The 18,589-nt window shown below is 43.2% G+C and carries 23 protein-coding genes and 1 pseudogene; 22 read left to right on the forward strand and 2 right to left on the reverse strand.

Annotated features, from left to right (window positions below; all coding sequences use genetic code 11):
* Positions 1 to 57 precede the first annotated feature (57 nt).
* From AC1DVB_RS03425 to paaX, 15 genes are all read left to right on the forward strand, one after another.
* Positions 58 to 1,386 carry a phenylacetate--CoA ligase family protein gene (locus AC1DVB_RS03425; protein WP_057275711.1) on the forward strand — a complete coding sequence of 443 codons (1,329 nt, stop codon included), beginning with the start codon at positions 58 to 60 and terminating at the stop codon, positions 1,384 to 1,386.
* A gap of 21 nt (positions 1,387 to 1,407) precedes the next feature.
* A complete protein-coding gene (locus AC1DVB_RS03430; protein WP_156404294.1) occupies positions 1,408 to 1,548 on the forward strand; it encodes a hypothetical protein in 141 nt (46 codons plus the stop codon).
* A 49-nt stretch (positions 1,549 to 1,597) separates the two neighbouring features.
* Entirely contained in the window at positions 1,598 to 1,837 is a 240-nt protein-coding gene (locus AC1DVB_RS03435) for a ferredoxin (protein WP_057275712.1), read from the forward strand.
* A gap of 126 nt (positions 1,838 to 1,963) precedes the next feature.
* Positions 1,964 to 2,920, forward strand: a complete 957-nt coding sequence (paaA, locus tag AC1DVB_RS03440; RefSeq protein ID WP_063577181.1) for a 1,2-phenylacetyl-CoA epoxidase subunit PaaA — start codon at positions 1,964 to 1,966, stop codon at positions 2,918 to 2,920.
* A gap of 18 nt (positions 2,921 to 2,938) precedes the next feature.
* Positions 2,939 to 3,298 (forward strand): 1,2-phenylacetyl-CoA epoxidase subunit PaaB, encoded by a 360-nt coding sequence (paaB, locus tag AC1DVB_RS03445; protein WP_034314912.1) that lies wholly within the window; start codon positions 2,939 to 2,941, stop codon positions 3,296 to 3,298.
* Positions 3,288 to 4,088, forward strand: a complete 801-nt coding sequence (paaC, locus tag AC1DVB_RS03450; RefSeq protein WP_057275713.1) for a 1,2-phenylacetyl-CoA epoxidase subunit PaaC — start codon at positions 3,288 to 3,290, stop codon at positions 4,086 to 4,088. Before paaB ends, paaC begins: the two co-directional genes overlap by 11 nt.
* 24 nt (positions 4,089 to 4,112) lie before the next feature.
* Positions 4,113 to 4,610, forward strand: a complete 498-nt coding sequence (gene paaD, locus AC1DVB_RS03455; RefSeq protein ID WP_057275714.1) for a 1,2-phenylacetyl-CoA epoxidase subunit PaaD — start codon at positions 4,113 to 4,115, stop codon at positions 4,608 to 4,610.
* Positions 4,611 to 4,630: 20 nt separating this feature from the next.
* Positions 4,631 to 4,936, forward strand: a complete 306-nt coding sequence (locus AC1DVB_RS03460) for an EthD family reductase (RefSeq protein ID WP_034314904.1) — start codon at positions 4,631 to 4,633, stop codon at positions 4,934 to 4,936.
* Positions 4,933 to 5,709: an enoyl-CoA hydratase/isomerase family protein gene (locus tag AC1DVB_RS03465; protein ID WP_454862076.1), complete on the forward strand. Its 777-nt coding sequence runs from the start codon at positions 4,933 to 4,935 to the stop codon at positions 5,707 to 5,709. Before AC1DVB_RS03460 ends, AC1DVB_RS03465 begins: the two co-directional genes overlap by 4 nt.
* A 10-nt stretch (positions 5,710 to 5,719) precedes the next feature.
* Positions 5,720 to 6,493, forward strand: a complete 774-nt coding sequence (locus AC1DVB_RS03470; protein ID WP_063591926.1) for an enoyl-CoA hydratase-related protein — start codon at positions 5,720 to 5,722, stop codon at positions 6,491 to 6,493.
* Positions 6,494 to 6,516: 23 nt separating this feature from the next.
* On the forward strand, positions 6,517 to 8,037 hold the full coding sequence (locus AC1DVB_RS03475; RefSeq protein ID WP_477588174.1) for an aldehyde dehydrogenase family protein: 1,521 nt from the start codon (positions 6,517 to 6,519) through the stop codon (positions 8,035 to 8,037).
* Between the two features lie 118 nt (positions 8,038 to 8,155).
* Complete coding sequence (locus AC1DVB_RS03480; protein WP_057275718.1) at positions 8,156 to 9,028, forward strand: 3-hydroxyacyl-CoA dehydrogenase; 873 nt, start codon at positions 8,156 to 8,158, stop codon at positions 9,026 to 9,028.
* Positions 9,025 to 10,233 (forward strand): acetyl-CoA C-acyltransferase, encoded by a 1,209-nt coding sequence (locus AC1DVB_RS03485; RefSeq protein WP_477588176.1) that lies wholly within the window; start codon positions 9,025 to 9,027, stop codon positions 10,231 to 10,233. Before AC1DVB_RS03480 ends, AC1DVB_RS03485 begins: the two co-directional genes overlap by 4 nt.
* A gap of 67 nt (positions 10,234 to 10,300) precedes the next feature.
* Positions 10,301 to 11,077 (forward strand): enoyl-CoA hydratase-related protein, encoded by a 777-nt coding sequence (locus AC1DVB_RS03490; protein ID WP_454862078.1) that lies wholly within the window; start codon positions 10,301 to 10,303, stop codon positions 11,075 to 11,077.
* Between the two features lie 85 nt (positions 11,078 to 11,162).
* Positions 11,163 to 12,044: a phenylacetic acid degradation operon negative regulatory protein PaaX gene (gene paaX, locus AC1DVB_RS03495; protein ID WP_095391064.1), complete on the forward strand. Its 882-nt coding sequence runs from the start codon at positions 11,163 to 11,165 to the stop codon at positions 12,042 to 12,044.
* Between the two features lie 64 nt (positions 12,045 to 12,108).
* Here the strand turns inward: paaX and AC1DVB_RS03500 are convergent, their stop codons facing one another.
* Positions 12,109 to 12,621 carry a gamma carbonic anhydrase family protein gene (locus AC1DVB_RS03500; protein ID WP_454862079.1) on the reverse strand — a complete coding sequence of 171 codons (513 nt, stop codon included), beginning with the start codon at positions 12,619 to 12,621 and terminating at the stop codon, positions 12,109 to 12,111.
* Between the two features lie 82 nt (positions 12,622 to 12,703).
* Between AC1DVB_RS03500 and AC1DVB_RS03505 the strand changes: the two genes are divergently transcribed.
* Entirely contained in the window at positions 12,704 to 13,669 is a 966-nt protein-coding gene (locus AC1DVB_RS03505; RefSeq protein WP_477588178.1) for an NAD(P)H-dependent flavin oxidoreductase, read from the forward strand.
* Between the two features lie 347 nt (positions 13,670 to 14,016).
* Positions 14,017 to 14,628: a DedA family protein gene (locus AC1DVB_RS03510; RefSeq protein ID WP_057275723.1), complete on the forward strand. Its 612-nt coding sequence runs from the start codon at positions 14,017 to 14,019 to the stop codon at positions 14,626 to 14,628.
* Between the two features lie 45 nt (positions 14,629 to 14,673).
* Here the strand turns inward: AC1DVB_RS03510 and AC1DVB_RS03515 are convergent, their stop codons facing one another.
* Positions 14,674 to 14,808, reverse strand: coding sequence for a YjcZ family sporulation protein (locus AC1DVB_RS03515; protein WP_063577172.1), 135 nt, complete (start codon positions 14,806 to 14,808; stop codon positions 14,674 to 14,676).
* Between the two features lie 215 nt (positions 14,809 to 15,023).
* On the opposite strand from AC1DVB_RS03515, the gene AC1DVB_RS03520 reads away from it, so the two are divergent.
* The 5 genes and pseudogenes from AC1DVB_RS03520 to AC1DVB_RS03540 all read left to right on the forward strand — a co-directional run.
* Entirely contained in the window at positions 15,024 to 15,767 is a 744-nt protein-coding gene (locus AC1DVB_RS03520; protein WP_477588181.1) for a metallophosphoesterase family protein, read from the forward strand.
* A 98-nt stretch (positions 15,768 to 15,865) separates the two neighbouring features.
* Positions 15,866 to 15,994 (forward strand): hypothetical protein, encoded by a 129-nt coding sequence (locus tag AC1DVB_RS03525; RefSeq protein WP_255256801.1) that lies wholly within the window; start codon positions 15,866 to 15,868, stop codon positions 15,992 to 15,994.
* A gap of 206 nt (positions 15,995 to 16,200) precedes the next feature.
* Positions 16,201 to 17,124: a cation diffusion facilitator family transporter gene (locus AC1DVB_RS03530; RefSeq protein ID WP_057275725.1), complete on the forward strand. Its 924-nt coding sequence runs from the start codon at positions 16,201 to 16,203 to the stop codon at positions 17,122 to 17,124.
* A gap of 273 nt (positions 17,125 to 17,397) precedes the next feature.
* The gene (locus tag AC1DVB_RS03535) at positions 17,398 to 18,087 is read left to right on the forward strand and encodes a response regulator transcription factor (protein ID WP_057275726.1); all 690 of its coding nucleotides are present in this window, start codon (positions 17,398 to 17,400) and stop codon (positions 18,085 to 18,087) included.
* Positions 18,071 to 18,589 (forward strand): annotated as a pseudogene (locus AC1DVB_RS03540) (sensor histidine kinase); the annotation flags it as partial. The gene AC1DVB_RS03535 and the pseudogene AC1DVB_RS03540, both read left to right, overlap by 17 nt.

The raw sequence follows: 18,589 nt of genomic DNA on the forward strand, positions 1-18,589 counted from the left end.
TTATTACTGTTATGAATGTCGGTGGGACAATAGTAAAATTGAGGGGGACTGAAAAAAATGTACAATCCGGAAGTTGAAACGGCTTCGCGTGCTGAAATGGAAAGTTTACAAATGGCACGCCTTAAAAAAACGATTAGCCATGTTTATGAAAATGTACCTTATTACAGAGAAAAGTTTAGGGAGATGGGCCTGGAACCAGAAGATATTCAAACTCTAAACGATGTGATAAAGCTTCCCTTTACAAAAAAACAGACGCTTCGTGATCAGTATCCATTCGGTTTATTTGCCGTTCCGATGGAGGAAGTAACACGCATTCATGGTTCATCCGGAACGAGCGGAAAGCCTACAATTGTCGGGTATACGAAAAATGATTTGGAAATCTGGGCAACAATCGTCGCACGTGGAATTGTAGCTGCAGGAGGCCGCAAGTCAGATATTTTCCATAACGCATATGGATATGGTCTGTTTACAGGGGGCCTGGGCTTGCATTGCGGGGCAGAAAAGCTAGGGGTTGCGACAGTACCCATTTCAGGGGGGAATACCGATAGGCAGATTACGATCATCAATGACTTTAAACCGCGAGGCATTTGCGGAACCCCTACTTATATTTTGAATATCGCTGAAAAGATGGAAGAGATGGGAATTGATCCTGCTGATAATGGGCTTGAGTACGGAATTTTCGGAGCTGAGCCATGGTCGGAGGCAATGAGGGCAACACTTGAGAGGAAACTGAAATTGAAAGCCATCGATATTTACGGATTGAGTGAAATCATGGGGCCGGGAGTTGCGATTGAATGTCATGAAGCACAGGATGGACTGCATATCGCAGAAGACCATTTTCTTGTCGAGGTCATTAACCCGGACACGCTTGAACCGGTTGAGGACGGCGAAGATGGGGAACTTGTATTCACCAGCCTTACAAAGGAAGCGCTTCCAATCATTCGTTACCGTACAGGGGACATCGCCTCAATTACACATGAACCGTGTAAATGCGGGCGTACGACAACTAGAATGTCCCGTGTTAAGGGCAGAACGGATGATATGATCATAGTCAGGGGAGTGAATGTATTTCCATCTGAAATAGAGCGTGTGTTATTCCAAATGGAGGGAATTGTGCCGCACTATCAGATTCATCTCGTTAAGAAGGGGAATATGGATGGTGTTGAACTGCACATTGAAATTGAAAGCGGTTTCTACAAAGAGATTGAAGAAGACTTAACGCATGGGAATGTAGAGATATTAAGGAAAACGATTCAGCATCATTTGAAATCCGCATGTCTTGTCACGATGGATATTGTTGTCAACATCCCCAAAAGCATTCCCCGTTCAGAAGGAAAAGCGATTCGTGTCGTTGATAAGCGGAAGGATGAAGTCATTCGTTTGTAAATTCCATGCTCATGAATATGGATGTGGAAACCGGACGATTCTGTCGTTCAGTTCTTTCCAGCTGAAGTATCGATTGGAATAAGTGGAGCTGAAGAAATCGAACAAGTAAACGCCATACATAAAGCGGATGCAATCGTGTTTAAATATGGGTTTATCTCTTAATGGAAGAGAAGATGGAGCCAATCATGAAATGGAGAAGGAGGAGGGCCTCTTGTCAAAATATACAGTTGTGGATCAAGAAACCTGCATTGCATGCGGTGCATGCGGTGCCGCTGCACCTGAAATCTTTGATTACAATGATGAGGGAGTGGCATTTGTCATCCTGGATGAAAATGAAGGAACTGCAGAGGTCCCGGAAGGTTTCTTTGATGATCTGGATGATGCGGTGGAGGGTTGTCCGACAGATTCTATCAAAGTGGAAACTTCGCCCTTTAAAGTTTTAGTGGATTAAAAGATTCAAAGAAACCCAGAAAATTCCCTTTTATTTAAAAAAAGACAGAATAGTCTTGCATTAAGTATAACAGTAAAATATAATAACGTTATATAAACGTTATATTTGAAAAAAGAGGTGATTTGGATGAACGTTCTTTTAAATGATATGGCAGGGGAAGAAAAGCTAAATCAATTCATTGCCAGAATCGAAGCGGGAGAAAAGATAGAGGCGGATGATTGGATGCCGGAAGAATACCGGGGCACTTTAATCAAATTAATATCTATGCATGGAATCAGTGAAATCATGGGGGCGCTTCCAGAAAAGGAATGGGTACCTAAAGCCCCGACCTTAAATAGGAAACTTGGAATCATGGCAAAGGTGCAGGATGAAATGGGGCATGGGCAATTATTGCTTCGCGTCGCCGAGGATTTGCTAAAGCCTTACAGCAAAAAACGGGATGACCTCATGCAAGATTTGTTTAAAGGAGATTTAAAGTTTCATAATGTTTTCCATATGGAAGCCAAATCCTGGGGCGATGCTGGATTGATTGGCTGGCTGGTTGATGGTGCAGCCATCATTTCTCAGACGAACATGCTTGGTGCCTCATACGGGCCTTATGCCCGGGCATTACAGAGGATTTGCGCGGAAGAAGTTTTTCACGCGCAGCATGGTGAAGCGATAATCATGGCTTTGGCTGAAGGGACGGAAGAACAAAGGAAATTGGTTCAAGACTCCATCAATTATTGGTGGGAATCTTTATTACTTTTCTTTGGACCTCCCAGTAAGAATGAAGTGGGCACATCCAAACAGGATATAACGATTAAGTACAAAATCAGAACCAGTACGAATGAAGAACTTCGACAAGCTTTTTTTTCCAAATATGTGAAGCGGATCCTTTCGCTTGGCTTCAGCATTCCAGATGAATCGCTTAGGTTTGACAAAGAGTCTGAAACCTGGATTTACCAACAACCCGATTGGGGGAAATTGAAGGTGTTCGCAAGGAATGAAGGTCCCCGTTCGCAGGATCGCTTAAGTCTTCGAAGAAATTCTTATGAAAAAAATAAATGGGTACGCGAGGCATTGGCGCCAAAGGTCATTTAAGGGAGGGGGAAGGACGATATGGAAACTAGACAAGGAAATTACTTTGAAGAATTTGAAGTATTCAGCCGTAAAACGCAATCATCACCCGTTCAATACCACTTCAGCCTGCTCGCCCCGAATGAGGATATCGCCATCATGATGGCACAAGAAAACTTCATGAGACGTGAAGCGGTTGATGATATCTGGGTCGTGAAAAGACGGAATATACGGAAAATGACGGCCGAGGAAAAGAAAACGCTTCAACGTATCGATAATAAAGACTACAGGACCACAAAAGGGTACGGGTATTTAAAGAAAAAATGGCGGAAGTATGAGCAGGGAATGCTCGATGAAAAAGAGATAATGTCTTGGGCTGGAGGTGTGAAAAATGAGGAATGAATCATTGAAGGACATCGCAATCAAGGAATTGCTGCTTCAACTGGCAGACGATGACTTCATCCATTCATACCGTGGTGCAGAATGGTTGGGACTCGCACCGCATATCGAAGAAGATGTTGCATCCGCCTCGATATCCCAAGACACGATGGGGCATGCAGCCATTTATTATAAGTTACTTGATGAACTCGGTGAAGGGGATGCGGATAAGCTGGCTCATGACCGTCCCGCCAAGGAACGGCGCAATGCGATCATTCTCGAATTGGTCAATGGTCCTGGTCACTATATGAAAGACCCGGATTATGATTGGGCGTTTGCGGTAGTGCGGAATTATTTTTATACCCAAGCCAAAGCAATTAAGGTTCAATCCCTTCATTCATGTTCATATGAACCGCTTGCTGAAGTGGCACAAAAGGTACAGATGGAACTTTACTATCATTTGATGCACTGGAAAACCTGGTTCGTCCAATTGCTGGGATCTGGTCACTTGGAAGCGGTTTCGAGAATGAAAGCGGCGATCGGTAAAACAATGCCCGATTTTGCTGGCGTATTTTCACTTGGACAATATGGGGAGGAAATGGTGGAGCTCGGCTTGATAGAGGGCGAAGCTGTTTTACAGAAAAAGTGGATCGAGGCCATCACACCAATTTTTGAAAGTGTCGGCTTGGCAGCAACGATTCAAATAGGGATGGCAAGAGGTGATGGCCGCAATGGCCAGCATACGGAAGATTTGGAAAAGGCGCTAGAAACGTTAAGCGAAGTATACGCAAGCGATAAAGCAGCTTCATGGTGAATCAATAGAAAGGGGAGGGGTACCATGGCGACCGTACAGTTAAACACAGAAGAAATATATAGGCTCCTGGAAGACGTTAAAGATCCCGAAATCGATACAGTAAGTATTCTGGATTTAGGGATGGTCCAAGACGTGACGGTTTCGGGCCAGGACGTTTCGGTAAAAATGCTGCCAACTTTTCTTGGGTGCCCGGCATTGTCGATCATTCAAAAAAATGTGGAAACAGCCCTTAAACAGCTGCCTGCCGTAAAAAATGTAAGTGTGGAATTTTTACGTTCCCCTTCCTGGACATCCGATCGAATTACGGAAAAGGGGAAAGCTGGATTAAAGGTTTTCGGAATCTCCCCTCCTCCTCGACAAATGAAAAGTGATGGATCATGGCATGTGGATTGCCCATATTGTGAATCGACATATGTCACGATGGAAAATATCTTCGGTCCAACGGCCTGCCGCAGCATTTTATATTGTAAGGCATGCAAAAATCCGTTCGAAGCGATGAAACCGATGATAAAAATAATCTAATAAAATGGAGGTTTTCTAAAATGGTAAAACTAATCGCCCTTTATAAACAACCTGAAAACAAGGAAGAATTCGATGAGCACTACTTCAATGTACATGGTCCGATAACGGAAAAAATTCCTGGTCTTCAAAAAATGGAGGTCACTAAAATTGTAGGAACCCCAATGGGCAAAGACTCTGAGTACTACATTCTTTGTGAAATGTATTATGAAGACCATGATGCATTGCAACAAGGAATGCGTTCCCCGGAAGGAAAAGCATCAGGGAAAGACCTAATGGGCTTTGCCGGGAAACTTGTAACGATGATGATCGGTGAAGAAATAAAATGAATGCGCTTCGATTCATCGAAACGTCAATCTCGGATGGAATTGGTTATATCTCTTTAAATCGGCCTAAGCAACTTAATGCCCTTAACAGGATAATGGTTAGGGAAATAGTTTCAACCATGGAAGAATTCGACCGGGACCCGCAAGTGAAGGTGATTTTGCTATCGGGCAATGGAAAAGCATTTTCCGCTGGAGCTGATATTGACGAGATGGTGAACGATGATCCAATCAGTATGGAGTTAACGAACCAATTTGCCGATTGGGACCGAATAAGCCTAGTCAAGAAGCCTGTGATTGGTGCGGTGAAAAGTTTTGTATTCGGCGGTGGTTTTGAACTTGCTTTATCCTGTGATTTCCTGATTGCCGCAAGCGATACCCAGTTTTCCTTTCCTGAAGTGACACTAGGGGTCATGCCTGGTGCAGGAGGAACCCAAAGGTTGACGAAATTGGTAGGTAAGACGAAGGCACTTGAATGGATATTGACGGCTGAAAGGATAAAGGCAAAGACAGCCCTGCAATATGGTTTCATTAATAAGATCGTCGCACCTGAATTGTTAATGGAAGAATCGGTTGAATTTGCTAGAAAGATAGCAAAGCAACCCCCGTTAGCTGTAAGGCTGATCAAAGAATCCATCAATAAGGCCGTTGATTATCCCTTAAATGAGGGCATGCAATTTGAACGGAAGAATTTCTATATCCTTTTCGCATCAGAGGACCAAAAAGAAGGAATGAAAGCATTTGTTGAAAAAAGGGAGCCAAAATTCACAGGCGGATAAGGGGTGCTCTATGTACGAAACGATCAAATATAGGGTTGAAAATGGAGTTGCTTGGCTTACTTTGAACCGTCCTGATAAACTAAATGCCTTTACGTCCCAAATGAATAAGGAAATACAGAAAGCGATCAAAATATCCGCGGGGGCAGATGAAGTCCGGGCCATTATCATTACTGGGGAAGGCAGGGCATTTTGTTCGGGGCAGGATTTATCGGATGTTGATGAGGGCATGAATTTAGGCCAGAAGCTGCGTGAGGATTACGGTCCGATGATGGAGCAAATAGCAAACTGTGAAAAACCGATCATTGCAGGAGTCAATGGGGTGGCTGCAGGTGCTGGCTTCAGCCTGGCGCTGGCATGCGATTTTCGGCTTGTTTCTGAAAAAGCCAGTTTTTTAAATGCTTTTGTCAATATTGGATTGATTCCTGATTCGGGGAATCTGTATTACCTTTCGCGAATCGTTGGTCATGCGAAAGCCCTGGAATTRTCTTTATTGGGCGAAAAGGTTACGGCTGGCGAGGCGAAAAATATCGGGCTCGCTACAAAAGTGATCGGTGTGGATGAGTGGAACGAGCAATTGAAAGCCTTTGCAGAGAATATCGCAAACAAACCAACGAAGGCAATCGGATTAATCAAAAGATACTTAGAGGCGTCCTATCATCTTTCATTGGAAGAATACTTAAAAGAAGAAGCGGAGGGTCAGCGCATTGCTGGCTTAACGAAGGATTATGCAGAAGGTGTGACAGCATTCACTGAAAAAAGGAAAGCTCAATTCATAGGCAAGTAATATAGAAAAGGGAGTGGGATTACATGGTTAGAGTACAAGAGGCGGCATTTGAAAAAGCGGAAATGAAGCGTGATTATTATCATCTGATCATTAATGGAGAAAGAGTGGAAAGCTCGGATGGTTCCACGATTGATGCGTACAATCCTGCGACTGGTGAAATCATTGCCAAGGTTGCAAAGGCGACCAAGGAAGATGCAGAAAAGGCTGTTCAAGCTGCACGTGAAGCATTTGATAAAGGGAAATGGAAGAGGACTCCGATTAACAAACGGTCTCGTGTTTTGAACAAAATTGCAGCGATCATGCGTTCACGCTTTAATGAATTGGTTGAATTGGAAGTCCTGAACAGCGGCAAATCCATTTCTGCAGCGCAAGGCCAAGTCATGCAGGCAATTGAAGATTTCGAGTTTTATGCAGGAGCGTTAGTTGCACACCGCGGATCTGTGAATAATGTGCCTGGTCAATTCCATAACTATACGGAAAAAGAGCCAGTAGGTGTTTGTGCCCAAATCATCCCATGGAATTACCCTATGATGATGGCTGCGTGGAAAATTGCACCTGCAATCGCGGTTGGCTGTTCAGTGATCGTTAAGCCAGCCTCGTTAACGCCGCTGACGGCCATTGTTTTAGGGGAAATCTGTTTAGAAGCAGGTGTTCCTTCAGGCGTGGTCAATATCATTCCAGGTCCTGGATCGGACGTAGGGAATTACCTTGTTCAGCATCCGAAAGTGAATAAGGTGGCCTTCACGGGTTCTACGCCAATCGGCAGAGATCTTATGGGCAAGGCTTCACAGACATTAAAAAGGGTCACATTGGAGCTTGGCGGCAAGTCCCCTAATATTGTTTTTGAAGATGCAGACCTTGAAGCAGCCATCGATGGATCATTATATGGAATTTTCTATAATACTGGGCAGTCTTGCGAAGCTAGATCCCGTTTATACGTTCACGAAGACATATACGATGAGTTCGTTGCCAGATTCGTAGAAAAGACGAAAAAATTGAAATTGGGCAATCCGCTCGACAAAGAAACACACATCGGTGCAGTCATAGATCAAGGGCAATTGGATGTCATCGACAATTATGTCCAATCTGCCATTACTGATGGAGCGAAGATCCTGACGGGAGGAAAGCCAGCGGTCATTGAAGGTTTCGAAAACGGTTATTGGTATGAGCCAACGGTCATAGCGAATGTCAATCATGAAATGGATGTAGTGAAAGAGGAAATATTCGGGCCGGTCGTTGTCATAATGAAATTCAAAGATGAAAAAGAAGCTGTGAGGCTTGCGAATGATACGGAATTCGGTTTGGGTTCAGCCCTTTGGACAAAAGATGGCGGGCGTGCGACTAGAGTGGCCAATCAAATAGAAGCGGGAATCGTCATGGTGAATTGCCCATTCTCCGCATTTCCTGGAACACCTTTCGGAGGGTATAAACAGTCAGGATTCGGCCGGGAACTTTGCATTGAGACACTTGATCTTTATACAGAAACGAAAAGCATCATTTCCTATCATGGAAGCCGTCCGTTAAATCCATTTGGAATTCAATAAAACAAAAAAATAGACGGCTGGCTGAACGGTATGTCGGAAAAGTAATTCAGGTATGGTTGAATGCTTATCTGATTCACCCACAGCCAGCCCTATTTATTTTTGAAGGAGGAATGAACGAATGATTAGTAATCTAGTGGTCGTCGGATCTGGTGTCATGGGCAGGGGAATAGCTTATGTAGGAGCAATAGGGGGCTTTAATGTAATATTGGTGGATGTGAATCAGGATGCTTTGGAAAGTGCTAGAAACGAAATCGATTCCATTTTTGAAAAGGGTTTGCGCTACCAAAAGATTACCGAGGAAGAAGCGGCAGCTGCAAAAAGCAGATTTACCTATTCTGCCAATCTGAAAGAATCAGCAGCATATGCCGACTTGATTATAGAGGCAGTTCCGGAAAAGGCGGAAATCAAGAGGGCAGTCTTCGAAACGATTGAAATCCATGCAAAAGTAGATTGTTACTTTGCAACCAATACTTCCACGATGAGTCCGACGGAAATTGGTTCTTATGGAAAGCGTCCCGAAAAAACGATTGCCATGCATTTTTTCAATCCTGTACAAAAAATGCCGCTCGTTGAAATTGTACGTGGTCTTGAAACAAGCGATGAAACGGCAGCCATAATAAAAGAGGTAGCCGAAAAAATGGGGAAAGAGACCGTGGTCATAAATGAATTCCCTGGGTTTGTTACAAGCAGGATCAGCTGTTTGGTAGGTAATGAAGCGTTCTTTATGCTTCAAGAAGGCTTAGGAACACCAGAAGAAATCGATAAGGCAATAAAGTTAGGGCTGAATTACCCAATGGGACCATTTGAGCTAGGTGATTTGGTGGGATTGGATGCCCGCTTGAATAATTTAAAATATTTACATAGTAAACTGGGTGAGAAATACCGCCCGGCTCCCCTCCTTGAACAGTATGTTAAAGCTGGCAGGCTCGGCCGTAAGTCTGGTAAAGGTGTGTACGATTATACAAAAGACGGCGAGCTGGTGAGGAAATGAAGGATGTTGTGATCATTGATGCTGTGAGAACACCAATCGGAAGATATAAAGGCGCATTGAAAAGCGTTCGCCCGGATGACCTCGGCGCAATTGTAATCAAGGCGCTGATAGATCGCAATCCAGAGCTGCCGCCTGATCAAATTGAGGATGTCATCTTCGGGAATGCAAATCAAGCGGGAGAGGATAATCGCGACGTGGCCCGGATGTCCGCCCTCTTAGCTGGTCTTCCGGTAAATGTAGCTGGAACGACAATAAATCGTTTATGTGGATCCGGATTGGATGCCGTCATGTATGCTGCACGCTCCATTGCAGTCGGTGAAGGCGATATTTATATCGCAGGGGGTACTGAAAGCATGACAAGGGCGCCGTACGTCATGGCCAAACCTGAAAGTGAATTTCCGCGGGGGTCAATGGAGCTTCAGGATACAACGATCGGATGGCGTTTCACGAATGAGAAACTTAAAGAAATGTATGGTGCGGATTCCATGCCTCAAACGGCTGAAAACGTCGCCCTGCGTTTTTCTGTTTCAAGGGAGGACCAAGATCAATTCGCTTATCAAAGCCAGMAAAGGGCGAAAAACGCAGTGGAAAATGAGCGTTTCATTAATGAAATCGTACCTGTTCGATATACGGATCGAAAAGGGAATGAGGTCATTATCGAGAAGGATGAACACCCTCGTCCTGACACGACCATCGAAAAGCTGGAAAAACTCAAACCGATCTTTAAAGGCGGCACTGTAACCGCCGGTAATGCTTCAGGTGTAAATGATGGAGCCTCGGCACTGCTTTTGATGAGTGCAGAAAAAGCACGGGAGCTTGGATTGAAGCCTCTGGCCAAATATGTTGTAGGGGCGGTAGCGGGCTTGGAACCGTCCATTATGGGCCTTGGCCCGATTCATGCCACTAAAAAAGCATTGGAGAGGGCAAGTTTGACGATTGAAGACATCGGGCTGGTGGAATTGAATGAAGCATTCGCTTCCCAATCCTTGGAGTGCATCCGCCAATTGAAATTGGATCAGGAGAAAGTGAATGTCAACGGCGGGGCAATAGCTTTTGGCCATCCGCTCGGTGCAAGCGGGGCGCGTATTTTAACAACACTCGTCCACGAAATGAAAAAGCGGAAAGTACGCTATGGCCTTGCGACGATGTGTGTAGGCGTCGGCCAAGGCATTTCCGCCATTATAGAAAATATCGATAAAGAATGATTAAGCGTATGGCCCTTATTAATTTTATCTGCATAAGGGTCATTTTTTCAAAAAGGGGAGGAGACTCATGTCCAAGGTTATTTATAAAGTGATAAATCAAATCGGCTATATAACAGTGAATCGGCCCGACGTATTGAACTGCTTCGACTATGAGACACTTTGTGAACTGCAGCAAGTCATCGATGCCGTTTATTATGACGGCGATATCCGTGTCGTCATTTTCACCGGTGCAGGGGAAAAAGCATTCAGCGCGGGAGCGGATTTGAAAGAAAGGAAGTCTTTGAATGATGCCGAAGTAAGAAGGAACGTTAAAGCGATTCGCGATGTTTTTAATAGTATCGCAGGGCTTCCGCAGCCGACACTGGCTGCCGTCAATGGATATGCATTGGGGGGAGGATTTGAATGGCTGCTTTCATGTGACTTTGCAATTGCTGCGGAAGGTGTTTCTTTGGGGCTCACTGAAACTAGCTGGGCCATTATTCCGGGAGCAGGCGGTACACAGCGGCTGCCGAGATTGATTGGGGAAATGAAGGCCAAGGAATTGATCTTCACCGCTAAAAAATTGACTGCGGAAGAAGCATGTCAATTAGGGATCCTTTTGAAGGTCGTACCAAGGGATCGTCTAATGTCAGCCTGTGAGGAATTAGCAGCCAATATCATGAAGAATGGGCCGATTGCAGTCAAACAAGCCAAATATGCGATTGACCAAGGAATGAATACGGACTTGCAAACGGGAATGGCCATAGAAGGAAAAGCCTATGAATTGACCATTCCGACCCAAGATAGATCGGAAGCGCTCCAGGCATTTAGTGAACGGAGAAAAGCGCGATTTACTGGTGAATAATATTGCGCTTTCATTTTAAATAGATATAATAATTATTATGTCTTCCGTGTGAAAATAGTAACAATGTTAGGACGAGGTGAGAAAGATAGGTACTAATACACAATCCATGATTTTTACGATATACGGCGATTATATCCGTAACTATGGAAGTAAAATCTGGATAGGCAGTTTAATTCGTTTGTTAAAGGAATTCGGCCATAATGAGCAGGGCGTTCGTGTAGCCGTTTCACGAATGGTCAAGCAAGGGTGGATTCAGTCAGAGAAGCAGGGAAATAAAAGCTATTATTTTTTGACTGATCGCGGTGTGCAGAGAATGGATGAAGCGGCCAATCGCATATATAAGATGAAACCGAATGAATGGGATGGTAAATGGCGCATCTTAATGTACACGATCCCTGAAGATAAGCGGCAATTACGGGATGATCTCCGCAAAGAATTATTATGGAGCGGGTTTGGCAGTTTTTCAAGTGGTTGCTGGATTTCCCCCAATGATTTGGAAAAGCAAATCAATCGCTTGATCGAGAAATATGACATAGATGAATATGTTGATTTTTTCATCTCGGAGTACAAAGGTCCAAAAGAAAACCAATCGCTTGTAGAGAAGAGCTGGCAATTAGAAGAGATTGAAAATAAATATGAAGAATTCATCGAGAAATACAGTAAACAATTCATCGTTCATCAAAGCATCATTAGCAGGGGTGAAATGTCCGATGCAGATTGTTTTGTGGAACGAACGAACTTGGTGCATGAATACCGTAAATTTTTATTCATCGATCCGGGCCTGCCAAAGGAACTTCTGCCTTCTAAGTGGAATGGGAATCATGCTGCTCTTTTATTTAGCCAATATTATCAAGTCTTGGCTGAACCAGCAAGCCGTTTCTTTGAAAGCGTATTTCAGGAAAACAATGATTTATGCCGGAAAGATGAAACCTATGATGCCAAGGACCATCCACTCATCATTAAGTGAAAAAGAGCTTCAGCCAGCAGTTAACGACGACTGGCCGGAGCTCTTTTCAAATTCCTTGCAATAATTAATCGAGTATCCCTTTGAAGTCTTTCCCTTTTTGAACATATGTATCGATGGAAAGTTGGATCAATTCAAGATCTTTATCATTCAAACGGCGAACCACTTTTCCCGGGGAACCAATGACCAATGAACGTGGAGGTATGATTTTGCCAGAGGAAATCAATGTGTTCGCTCCGACGATGCATTCTTCGCCGATCTCTACATTATCCAATATCGTTGAACCCATACCAATAATGGAGCGTTTGCCTATTTTACAGCCATGCAGGATGACATTGTGACCGACCGTCACTTCATCTTCAATGACAACCGGGCATCCTTCAAATAAATGAATGGTGGAATTATCCTGAATACTGCATTTTTCTCCTATTGTAATTGAATCTTCATCACCGCGCAGTACGGAATTAAACCAAATGGTCGAGTCTTTCCCAATCCAAACATCACCGATTAAATGAGCGCCGGGTGCCACGAAAACGGTATCATCAATGGATGGTTTTTTATTATTGTACGGAATAATCATAGTCTCGCTCCTTTTTTTAAAAAGTCAGAATTGTTTTTCTAATGAATATAGTATAACATTAAATTGAACGGGAGGGATGAAAGTGAAATATATTTGTGAACTTTTTAAGATAAAATATCCAATTATTCAAGGCGGCATGGGGAATATAAGCAATGCAAGTCTTGCTGCTGCAGTATCCAATGCAGGGGGCATGGGAACAATAGGGTGCGGTACCATGACTCCTGAACAGGTAGAAGCCATCATTCTCGAAACCAAAGATAAAACCAATAACAATTTTGCGTTGAACATTCCAATAAATGTTAGTCCATATACAGATGAATTAGTGAATCTTGTCCTGAAGCATGATATACCTGTAGTTTCCTTATCTGCAGGGAATCCTGCCCCTTTCATTCCACTATTGCAAAAAAAGAATATAAAAGTGATTGCCATCGTTGCGTCGGTCAAGCACGCACAAAAAGCGCAAGAAGCAGGGGCAGATGTGCTGGTCGCGGAAGGGTTTGAAGCCGCCGGCATCAACTCGAACCTGGAAATGACGACGTTTACACTCATTCCGCAAATCAGCAAGCATGTGACGCTTCCCGTTCTGGCCGCTGGAGGAATAGGCAATGGGCAGGGGTTGGCAGCTGCATTGATGCTGGGAGCTTCAGGCGTCCAATTGGGAACCAGGCTGATTGCTACACAAGAAGCACCGTTCCATCCGTCATATAAGCAGAAACTAATCGAAGCGATGGGCAATGATACAGTAATTTTGGGCAGATCATTTGGACAGGTCAGAAGGGTATTGAAGGACCCATATACCGAGAGAGTGCTGGATCTGGAGAAACAGGGTCTGTCTCCTGTGAATTATCGTGAAATGACCTCTGAAGTCCATCATATTAATGGAGCGATGAATGGGGATGTTACCAATGGTTTTATGAACAGCGGCCAGGTTGCCGGATTGATAGACGATATACCCACGGTAAAAGAATTACTTGATGGCATGATGAAAGATGCCAAAAAACAAATGGAGGATGGATTGAGCAGGCTCTCTGCCCCTTTTATGATTTGAGAACTAAGGGTACCGATTTTGTTATGTGTACATATCTACCTATTTAGGGGCTATTCACTTGGTTAACTATATCGAATGCTTGAGGTCAATTCGTCCTCAAGTTTTTTTCGTTTCGGGGCCATCTGATATTCTATTATCGTTCTTCATACAAGCATAGTTCTGTAGTAAATAGCCCGATAACAAAACATGGACTCCATAAGAACATTGTTTTAGGATAACATTATGGAAAAATTGCGGGTTAACTTGTGATACAATGTAAAATGTCCTTTTTGACATCATGGGTGCCCGGATTCATTTTGGTGCACTCCTTTTTATATGTAATAAAAGTTAGAAAAGGGGAAACCTCAATGGAAACTTTAATAATGGATATGATTGAAGCGTTTAAATCTTTATCTTATTTCGGTGTTTTACTAGCTTTGACTTTTGAATTCATTCCTGCTGAAATAGTTTTGCCACTGGCAGGATACTGGGTTTATCAAGGTGATTTGAATTTATACTTGACTATCCTTGCCGGTTCGCTTGGTGGGGTAACGGGACCATTGACGCTTTATGCCTTAGGCAAGTATGGCGGGAGGCCGCTTGTATTAAAGTTCGGAAAATACTTTTTAATCAAAGATGAGCAGTTGAACAAAGCTGACCGCTTCTTTGAAAGGTATGGTGGGGGAATTGCCTTCTTTGGACGGTTTGTACCAGGTATTCGTACCGCCGTGTCGCTGCCATGTGGAATATTGAAAATGAATATTTGGAAATTCATCTTATATACCTATATGGCGATGCTTCCTGTTACAAGCGTTTATGTTTATTTAGGGTTTAAGTTAGGATCTAGATGGGAGCAGGCGGGAGCCATCTTTTCACAATATGCGAATTTCTTGCTTATCCCCATTGCACTTATAGTCATTTGGTTCATCATGAAGACTCGAAAACAAAAGCAAAGAGAAAAAATAAAAGTCAATCCATAACAAAAAAGGCGCCATGAACAGGCGCCTTTTTGATTTATGTCATTATTAGCAGCATCCGCCGAAGCCGCCGCCGAATCCCCAACTGCATCCAATGATGATCAGCAAGATGAATAATACGATCAGCAATGCGAATCCGTTATCGAAACCGCCGCCACAACATTCGTTACCATTTCCACCCATTTGATTTCCTCCTCATATATATTATGAATTACATACCTAGCAAAACATCTTTACCGGGAATACTTCATACTATGTATTCTAGGCCGAAGTGTTTGCTTATTCATAAAAAATGGGCGTGGGCAAACCAAGGGATTAAGCCCGAATATTTTTTTGATTTCGTTTTGAATGTTATAATATACCATGTGGATTGTGGAGGAAGGGAGCTGAATTAAGTCATGAAAGTTGCCATTATAACGGATGTGCATGGTAATGCTTCAGCGTTAAAAGCCGTCCTTAGGGATATTGATCAAAGGGAAGAAATAGATCGTCTCTATTGTTTGGGAGATATGGTTGGGATTGGCCCGGATACAAATGAAGTCCTTGAACTTTTATTTTCAAGAAATGATTTATCGATGATAACTGGAAATCATGATGAAGCTGTCCTGGCCATCATTAACGGGGAGCCGCATCCGGACGGACATATTCMTGTTAAGGAGCATCATGAATGGATAGCTGAAAGGATGCAGCGGAAATTCATAAATGAATTGGGAAAATTGCCTCGAACCATACATCATATCATTAATGATCACTCCGTTTACTTCACCCATTATCACATGGAACCGAAGAAATTGGATGAGCACATAAGCCAAAATCCATATAGTAAAATCGTTGAACCGAGTTTAAATAACTTGGAAATGCTTTTCAAAGATCAGCATCACGATTTAATAGGATTCGGACACCATCATCCTATCCACCTTTATAAAAATGACCGAACGATATTCCTGAACCCTGGTTCTCTTGGCTGTAATGGTGAACCAGTTGCTCCTTATGCCATTGTTTCAATTGAAAATGCGGGTATTCAGGTAAAGCTTGAAAAAGTGGCCTATGATAATACATCGTTCCTGTCATCGTACCAAAGCTTACAAGTTCCAGAGCATGAATTCATTATACGTGCCTTCCATGGCGGGCAGCAGGCCTAAGACGTTTATAAAAGATGAAGGTTGGGGAAATGTTGAGCATAAAGGTACATGCCTGCGGATACGCTAATAGGCAAACAATATGAAGCTGGAGGTAGGTCATGAAGGAAAATGAACAGGTAATTCAAGAGCAGGAAGAGATGGAACGGCATAGTCTTGTCTGTAATGATGAATTGTTTAATAAGGATCTGTATGCCATTGTCGATGATACGATGCAAGAGGAAAAATAAACGGGGAAAACGCTGCAGGAAATGTCTGTAGCGTTTATTTTTACTTTGAATTGGTTGAAGTCCGATTTTTATTTTTAGTAAAAAATCACTTCCTGCCCGTTTGATCGCTCTTTTTGCAGCCAGTGAATCCCTGAAGTGAATCATTTGAAACCATTCTGGATTTATCCCATACTATATATAAGTTTCAAATCGAGAGGAGGGATGGCATGGGACATCATCATGGTCACTCCCATGATCATGGGCACGGACACCACCATTCTAACAATAAAAAAGCATTGTTGGCATCTTTCTTATTAATCTCCACATTTATGATAGTAGAGGTCATTGGGGGATTCTTGACAAATAGTCTGGCTTTACTGTCGGATGCAGGTCACATGCTTAGCGATGCGGCAGCATTAGGGCTTAGTTATACAGCGATAAGGTTGGGGGAAAGGAAAGCGACATCGTCCAAATCGTTTGGGTATAAACGGTTTGAGATCATTGCTGCTTGCTTGAATGGATTGACATTGATCGTCATATCCGTATTCATTTTCTTTGAGGCAATTAAGAGGTTCCTGGATCCTCCTGAGGTTCAAAGCATGGGAATGCTAATGATTTCAATCATTGGCTTACTTGTTAATGTCATTGCCGCCTGGATTTTAATGAGCGGAGATAAGGAAGACAATCTGAATGTGCGAAGTGCTTTTTTACATGTCATTGGTGATATGCTTGGATCTGTGGGTGCCATTGCGGCCGCACTCTTGATTTATTTTTTCGATTGGGGAATTGCAGATCCGATTGCGAGCGTCATAGTCGCGATTTTAATTATTATCAGCGGTTTTAGGGTAATGAGGGATTCTTTCCATATCTTGATGGAGGGCACACCAGATCAAGTCGATATGGATGAAGTGAAAGCATCCTTGGTAAAATTGGACGGTGTATCCGATGTCCATGATCTCCATATCTGGACGATCACTTCTGGTTTTTTGACAATGAGCTGCCATGTTGTCATAGATGAGAACGGTAATCACGATTCAGTTTTAGCAGAAGCGCAAAAACTACTTCATGATCAGTTTGGAATTGAACATAGTACGATCCAAGTGGAAAGGCAGGAAGCGGGCTGTCCCAATCCACACGAGACATGTAATTGAAAAGGCTGGCTCAGTTTTGAGCCAGCCTCTTTAGAGTGTAATGAGGAGCTCATGATTTTTCTGTATGATTTTTACGATCACATAGCGGCAATCCTGTTAAAATGAATCGAGATCACTTACACAAAGTTACGAAGTGAAAACACCGGTTAATTTTACTGAGAACATAATCCTGACACATAAAAAGGGTAAAATTGAGGGAAAAGGCTTGGTGTTTTTTTATAGTTAGCATATACAAAATAATTCCACTATAATTCAGGAAGGAGGAATCCATATATGAAAAAAATTCTTGTAGTAGAAGATGAAATTGCCATATCGATGGTATTGAAAGCATATTTGGAGCGGGAAGGTTTTGATGTAGTCCAAGTTTACGATGGGCTAAAGGCCATTCCAGTGTTTGAAGAAACGAAGCCAGATCTTGTCCTGCTGGATGTCATGCTGCCGGGTAAGGAAGGCTGGGATATATTGAAGGAAATTCGGGAGGGCGATACATGTCCGGTTATCATGTTGACTGCACTGACAGATGTCGATTACAGATTATCGGGATTTAAGTCAGGTGCGGATGATTACATCTCCAAACCCTTCGTTGCTGAAGAAGTCGTGGCACGGGTGCATGCCGTTTTAAGAAGATCATCATCGGTTGTTACGGAAGATGGTCATGTACACGAGTTTGGGAGTTTAATCATCGATGATCTGTCATATATGGTGCATTTGAATGGGGAAGAGATAAACTTGACGCCGCGTGATTTGTCTCTTCTCGTTTTTTTCGCTAAGCACCCTAATCAAATTTTCACGAGGGAACAGCTGCTCGACCAGGTGTGGGGCATGGATTATGACGGCAGTGACCGTGCGGTGGACCTGGCGATCAAACGTATCAGGAAGGCGATAGATGCATGGCCGGTAACTGAGGGGGAAATAAAAACATTGCGTGGATTGGGGTATCAATTGAGTGTCTATGAAAACTAAAAAAAGAACCACTTTACAACGCTATTGGACAAAGAGATACGTATTGACCTTGATTTCCGGTTTGATATTATTATCTGTTTTTTCCTTATGGTGGATGGAAAAAACGGCTTTGGAATATAGGCTCAGCCTTCTAAAGTACTTAGCGGATGAAACATCCGATCGGGCGATAAAGGAAAATGGCCAGATTGTCGTTGGCCCGATCCTTTCGGAAATTGTTGAGGAACGGGAGAAAATCCTCCATCTGAATCAACAGCCAATCATCTATATCGTCGATCCCGATGCCACCATCATATATACGATGCCGCAGTTGTATATCGATCCGGATGAAAATAAACTCCCGGACGTCATCATGAAAAATACGGATTTGGTCCAGAAGGTCARGATTTCCGACAACAAAGTATATGTCGTCAAATCCCCCATTACGTTCAATGATGAGACGAGAGGCTGGGTGGTCATTGCCCAGGAAGAAGGGGCATTGAAGGAAATCAACCAAGATCATGGT

This window comes from Peribacillus sp. P4_D6, assembly GCF_056401795.1.

Excerpts from the sequence above, each read along its gene's own strand:
- AC1DVB_RS03425 (WP_057275711.1), top strand. The coding sequence starts at position 58 with ATGTACAATCCGGAAGTTGAAACGGCTTCGCGTGCTGAAATGGAAAGT.
- AC1DVB_RS03430 (WP_156404294.1), top strand. The coding sequence starts at position 1,408 with ATGTGGAAACCGGACGATTCTGTCGTTCAGTTCTTTCCAGCTGAAGTA.
- paaA (WP_063577181.1), top strand. The coding sequence starts at position 1,964 with ATGAACGTTCTTTTAAATGATATGGCAGGGGAAGAAAAGCTAAATCAA.
- paaB (WP_034314912.1), top strand. The coding sequence starts at position 2,939 with ATGGAAACTAGACAAGGAAATTACTTTGAAGAATTTGAAGTATTCAGC.
- paaC (WP_057275713.1), top strand. The coding sequence starts at position 3,288 with ATGAGGAATGAATCATTGAAGGACATCGCAATCAAGGAATTGCTGCTT.
- paaD (WP_057275714.1), top strand. The coding sequence starts at position 4,113 with ATGGCGACCGTACAGTTAAACACAGAAGAAATATATAGGCTCCTGGAA.
- AC1DVB_RS03460 (WP_034314904.1), top strand. The coding sequence starts at position 4,631 with ATGGTAAAACTAATCGCCCTTTATAAACAACCTGAAAACAAGGAAGAA.
- AC1DVB_RS03465 (WP_454862076.1), top strand. The coding sequence starts at position 4,933 with ATGAATGCGCTTCGATTCATCGAAACGTCAATCTCGGATGGAATTGGT.
- AC1DVB_RS03475 (WP_477588174.1), top strand. The coding sequence starts at position 6,517 with ATGGTTAGAGTACAAGAGGCGGCATTTGAAAAAGCGGAAATGAAGCGT.
- AC1DVB_RS03480 (WP_057275718.1), top strand. The coding sequence starts at position 8,156 with ATGATTAGTAATCTAGTGGTCGTCGGATCTGGTGTCATGGGCAGGGGA.
- AC1DVB_RS03490 (WP_454862078.1), top strand. The coding sequence starts at position 10,301 with ATGTCCAAGGTTATTTATAAAGTGATAAATCAAATCGGCTATATAACA.
- AC1DVB_RS03500 (WP_454862079.1), bottom strand. The coding sequence starts at position 12,621 with ATGATTATTCCGTACAATAATAAAAAACCATCCATTGATGATACCGTT.
- AC1DVB_RS03510 (WP_057275723.1), top strand. The coding sequence starts at position 14,017 with ATGGAAACTTTAATAATGGATATGATTGAAGCGTTTAAATCTTTATCT.
- AC1DVB_RS03515 (WP_063577172.1), bottom strand. The coding sequence starts at position 14,808 with ATGGGTGGAAATGGTAACGAATGTTGTGGCGGCGGTTTCGATAACGGA.
- AC1DVB_RS03525 (WP_255256801.1), top strand. The coding sequence starts at position 15,866 with ATGAAGGAAAATGAACAGGTAATTCAAGAGCAGGAAGAGATGGAACGG.
- AC1DVB_RS03530 (WP_057275725.1), top strand. The coding sequence starts at position 16,201 with ATGGGACATCATCATGGTCACTCCCATGATCATGGGCACGGACACCAC.
- AC1DVB_RS03535 (WP_057275726.1), top strand. The coding sequence starts at position 17,398 with ATGAAAAAAATTCTTGTAGTAGAAGATGAAATTGCCATATCGATGGTA.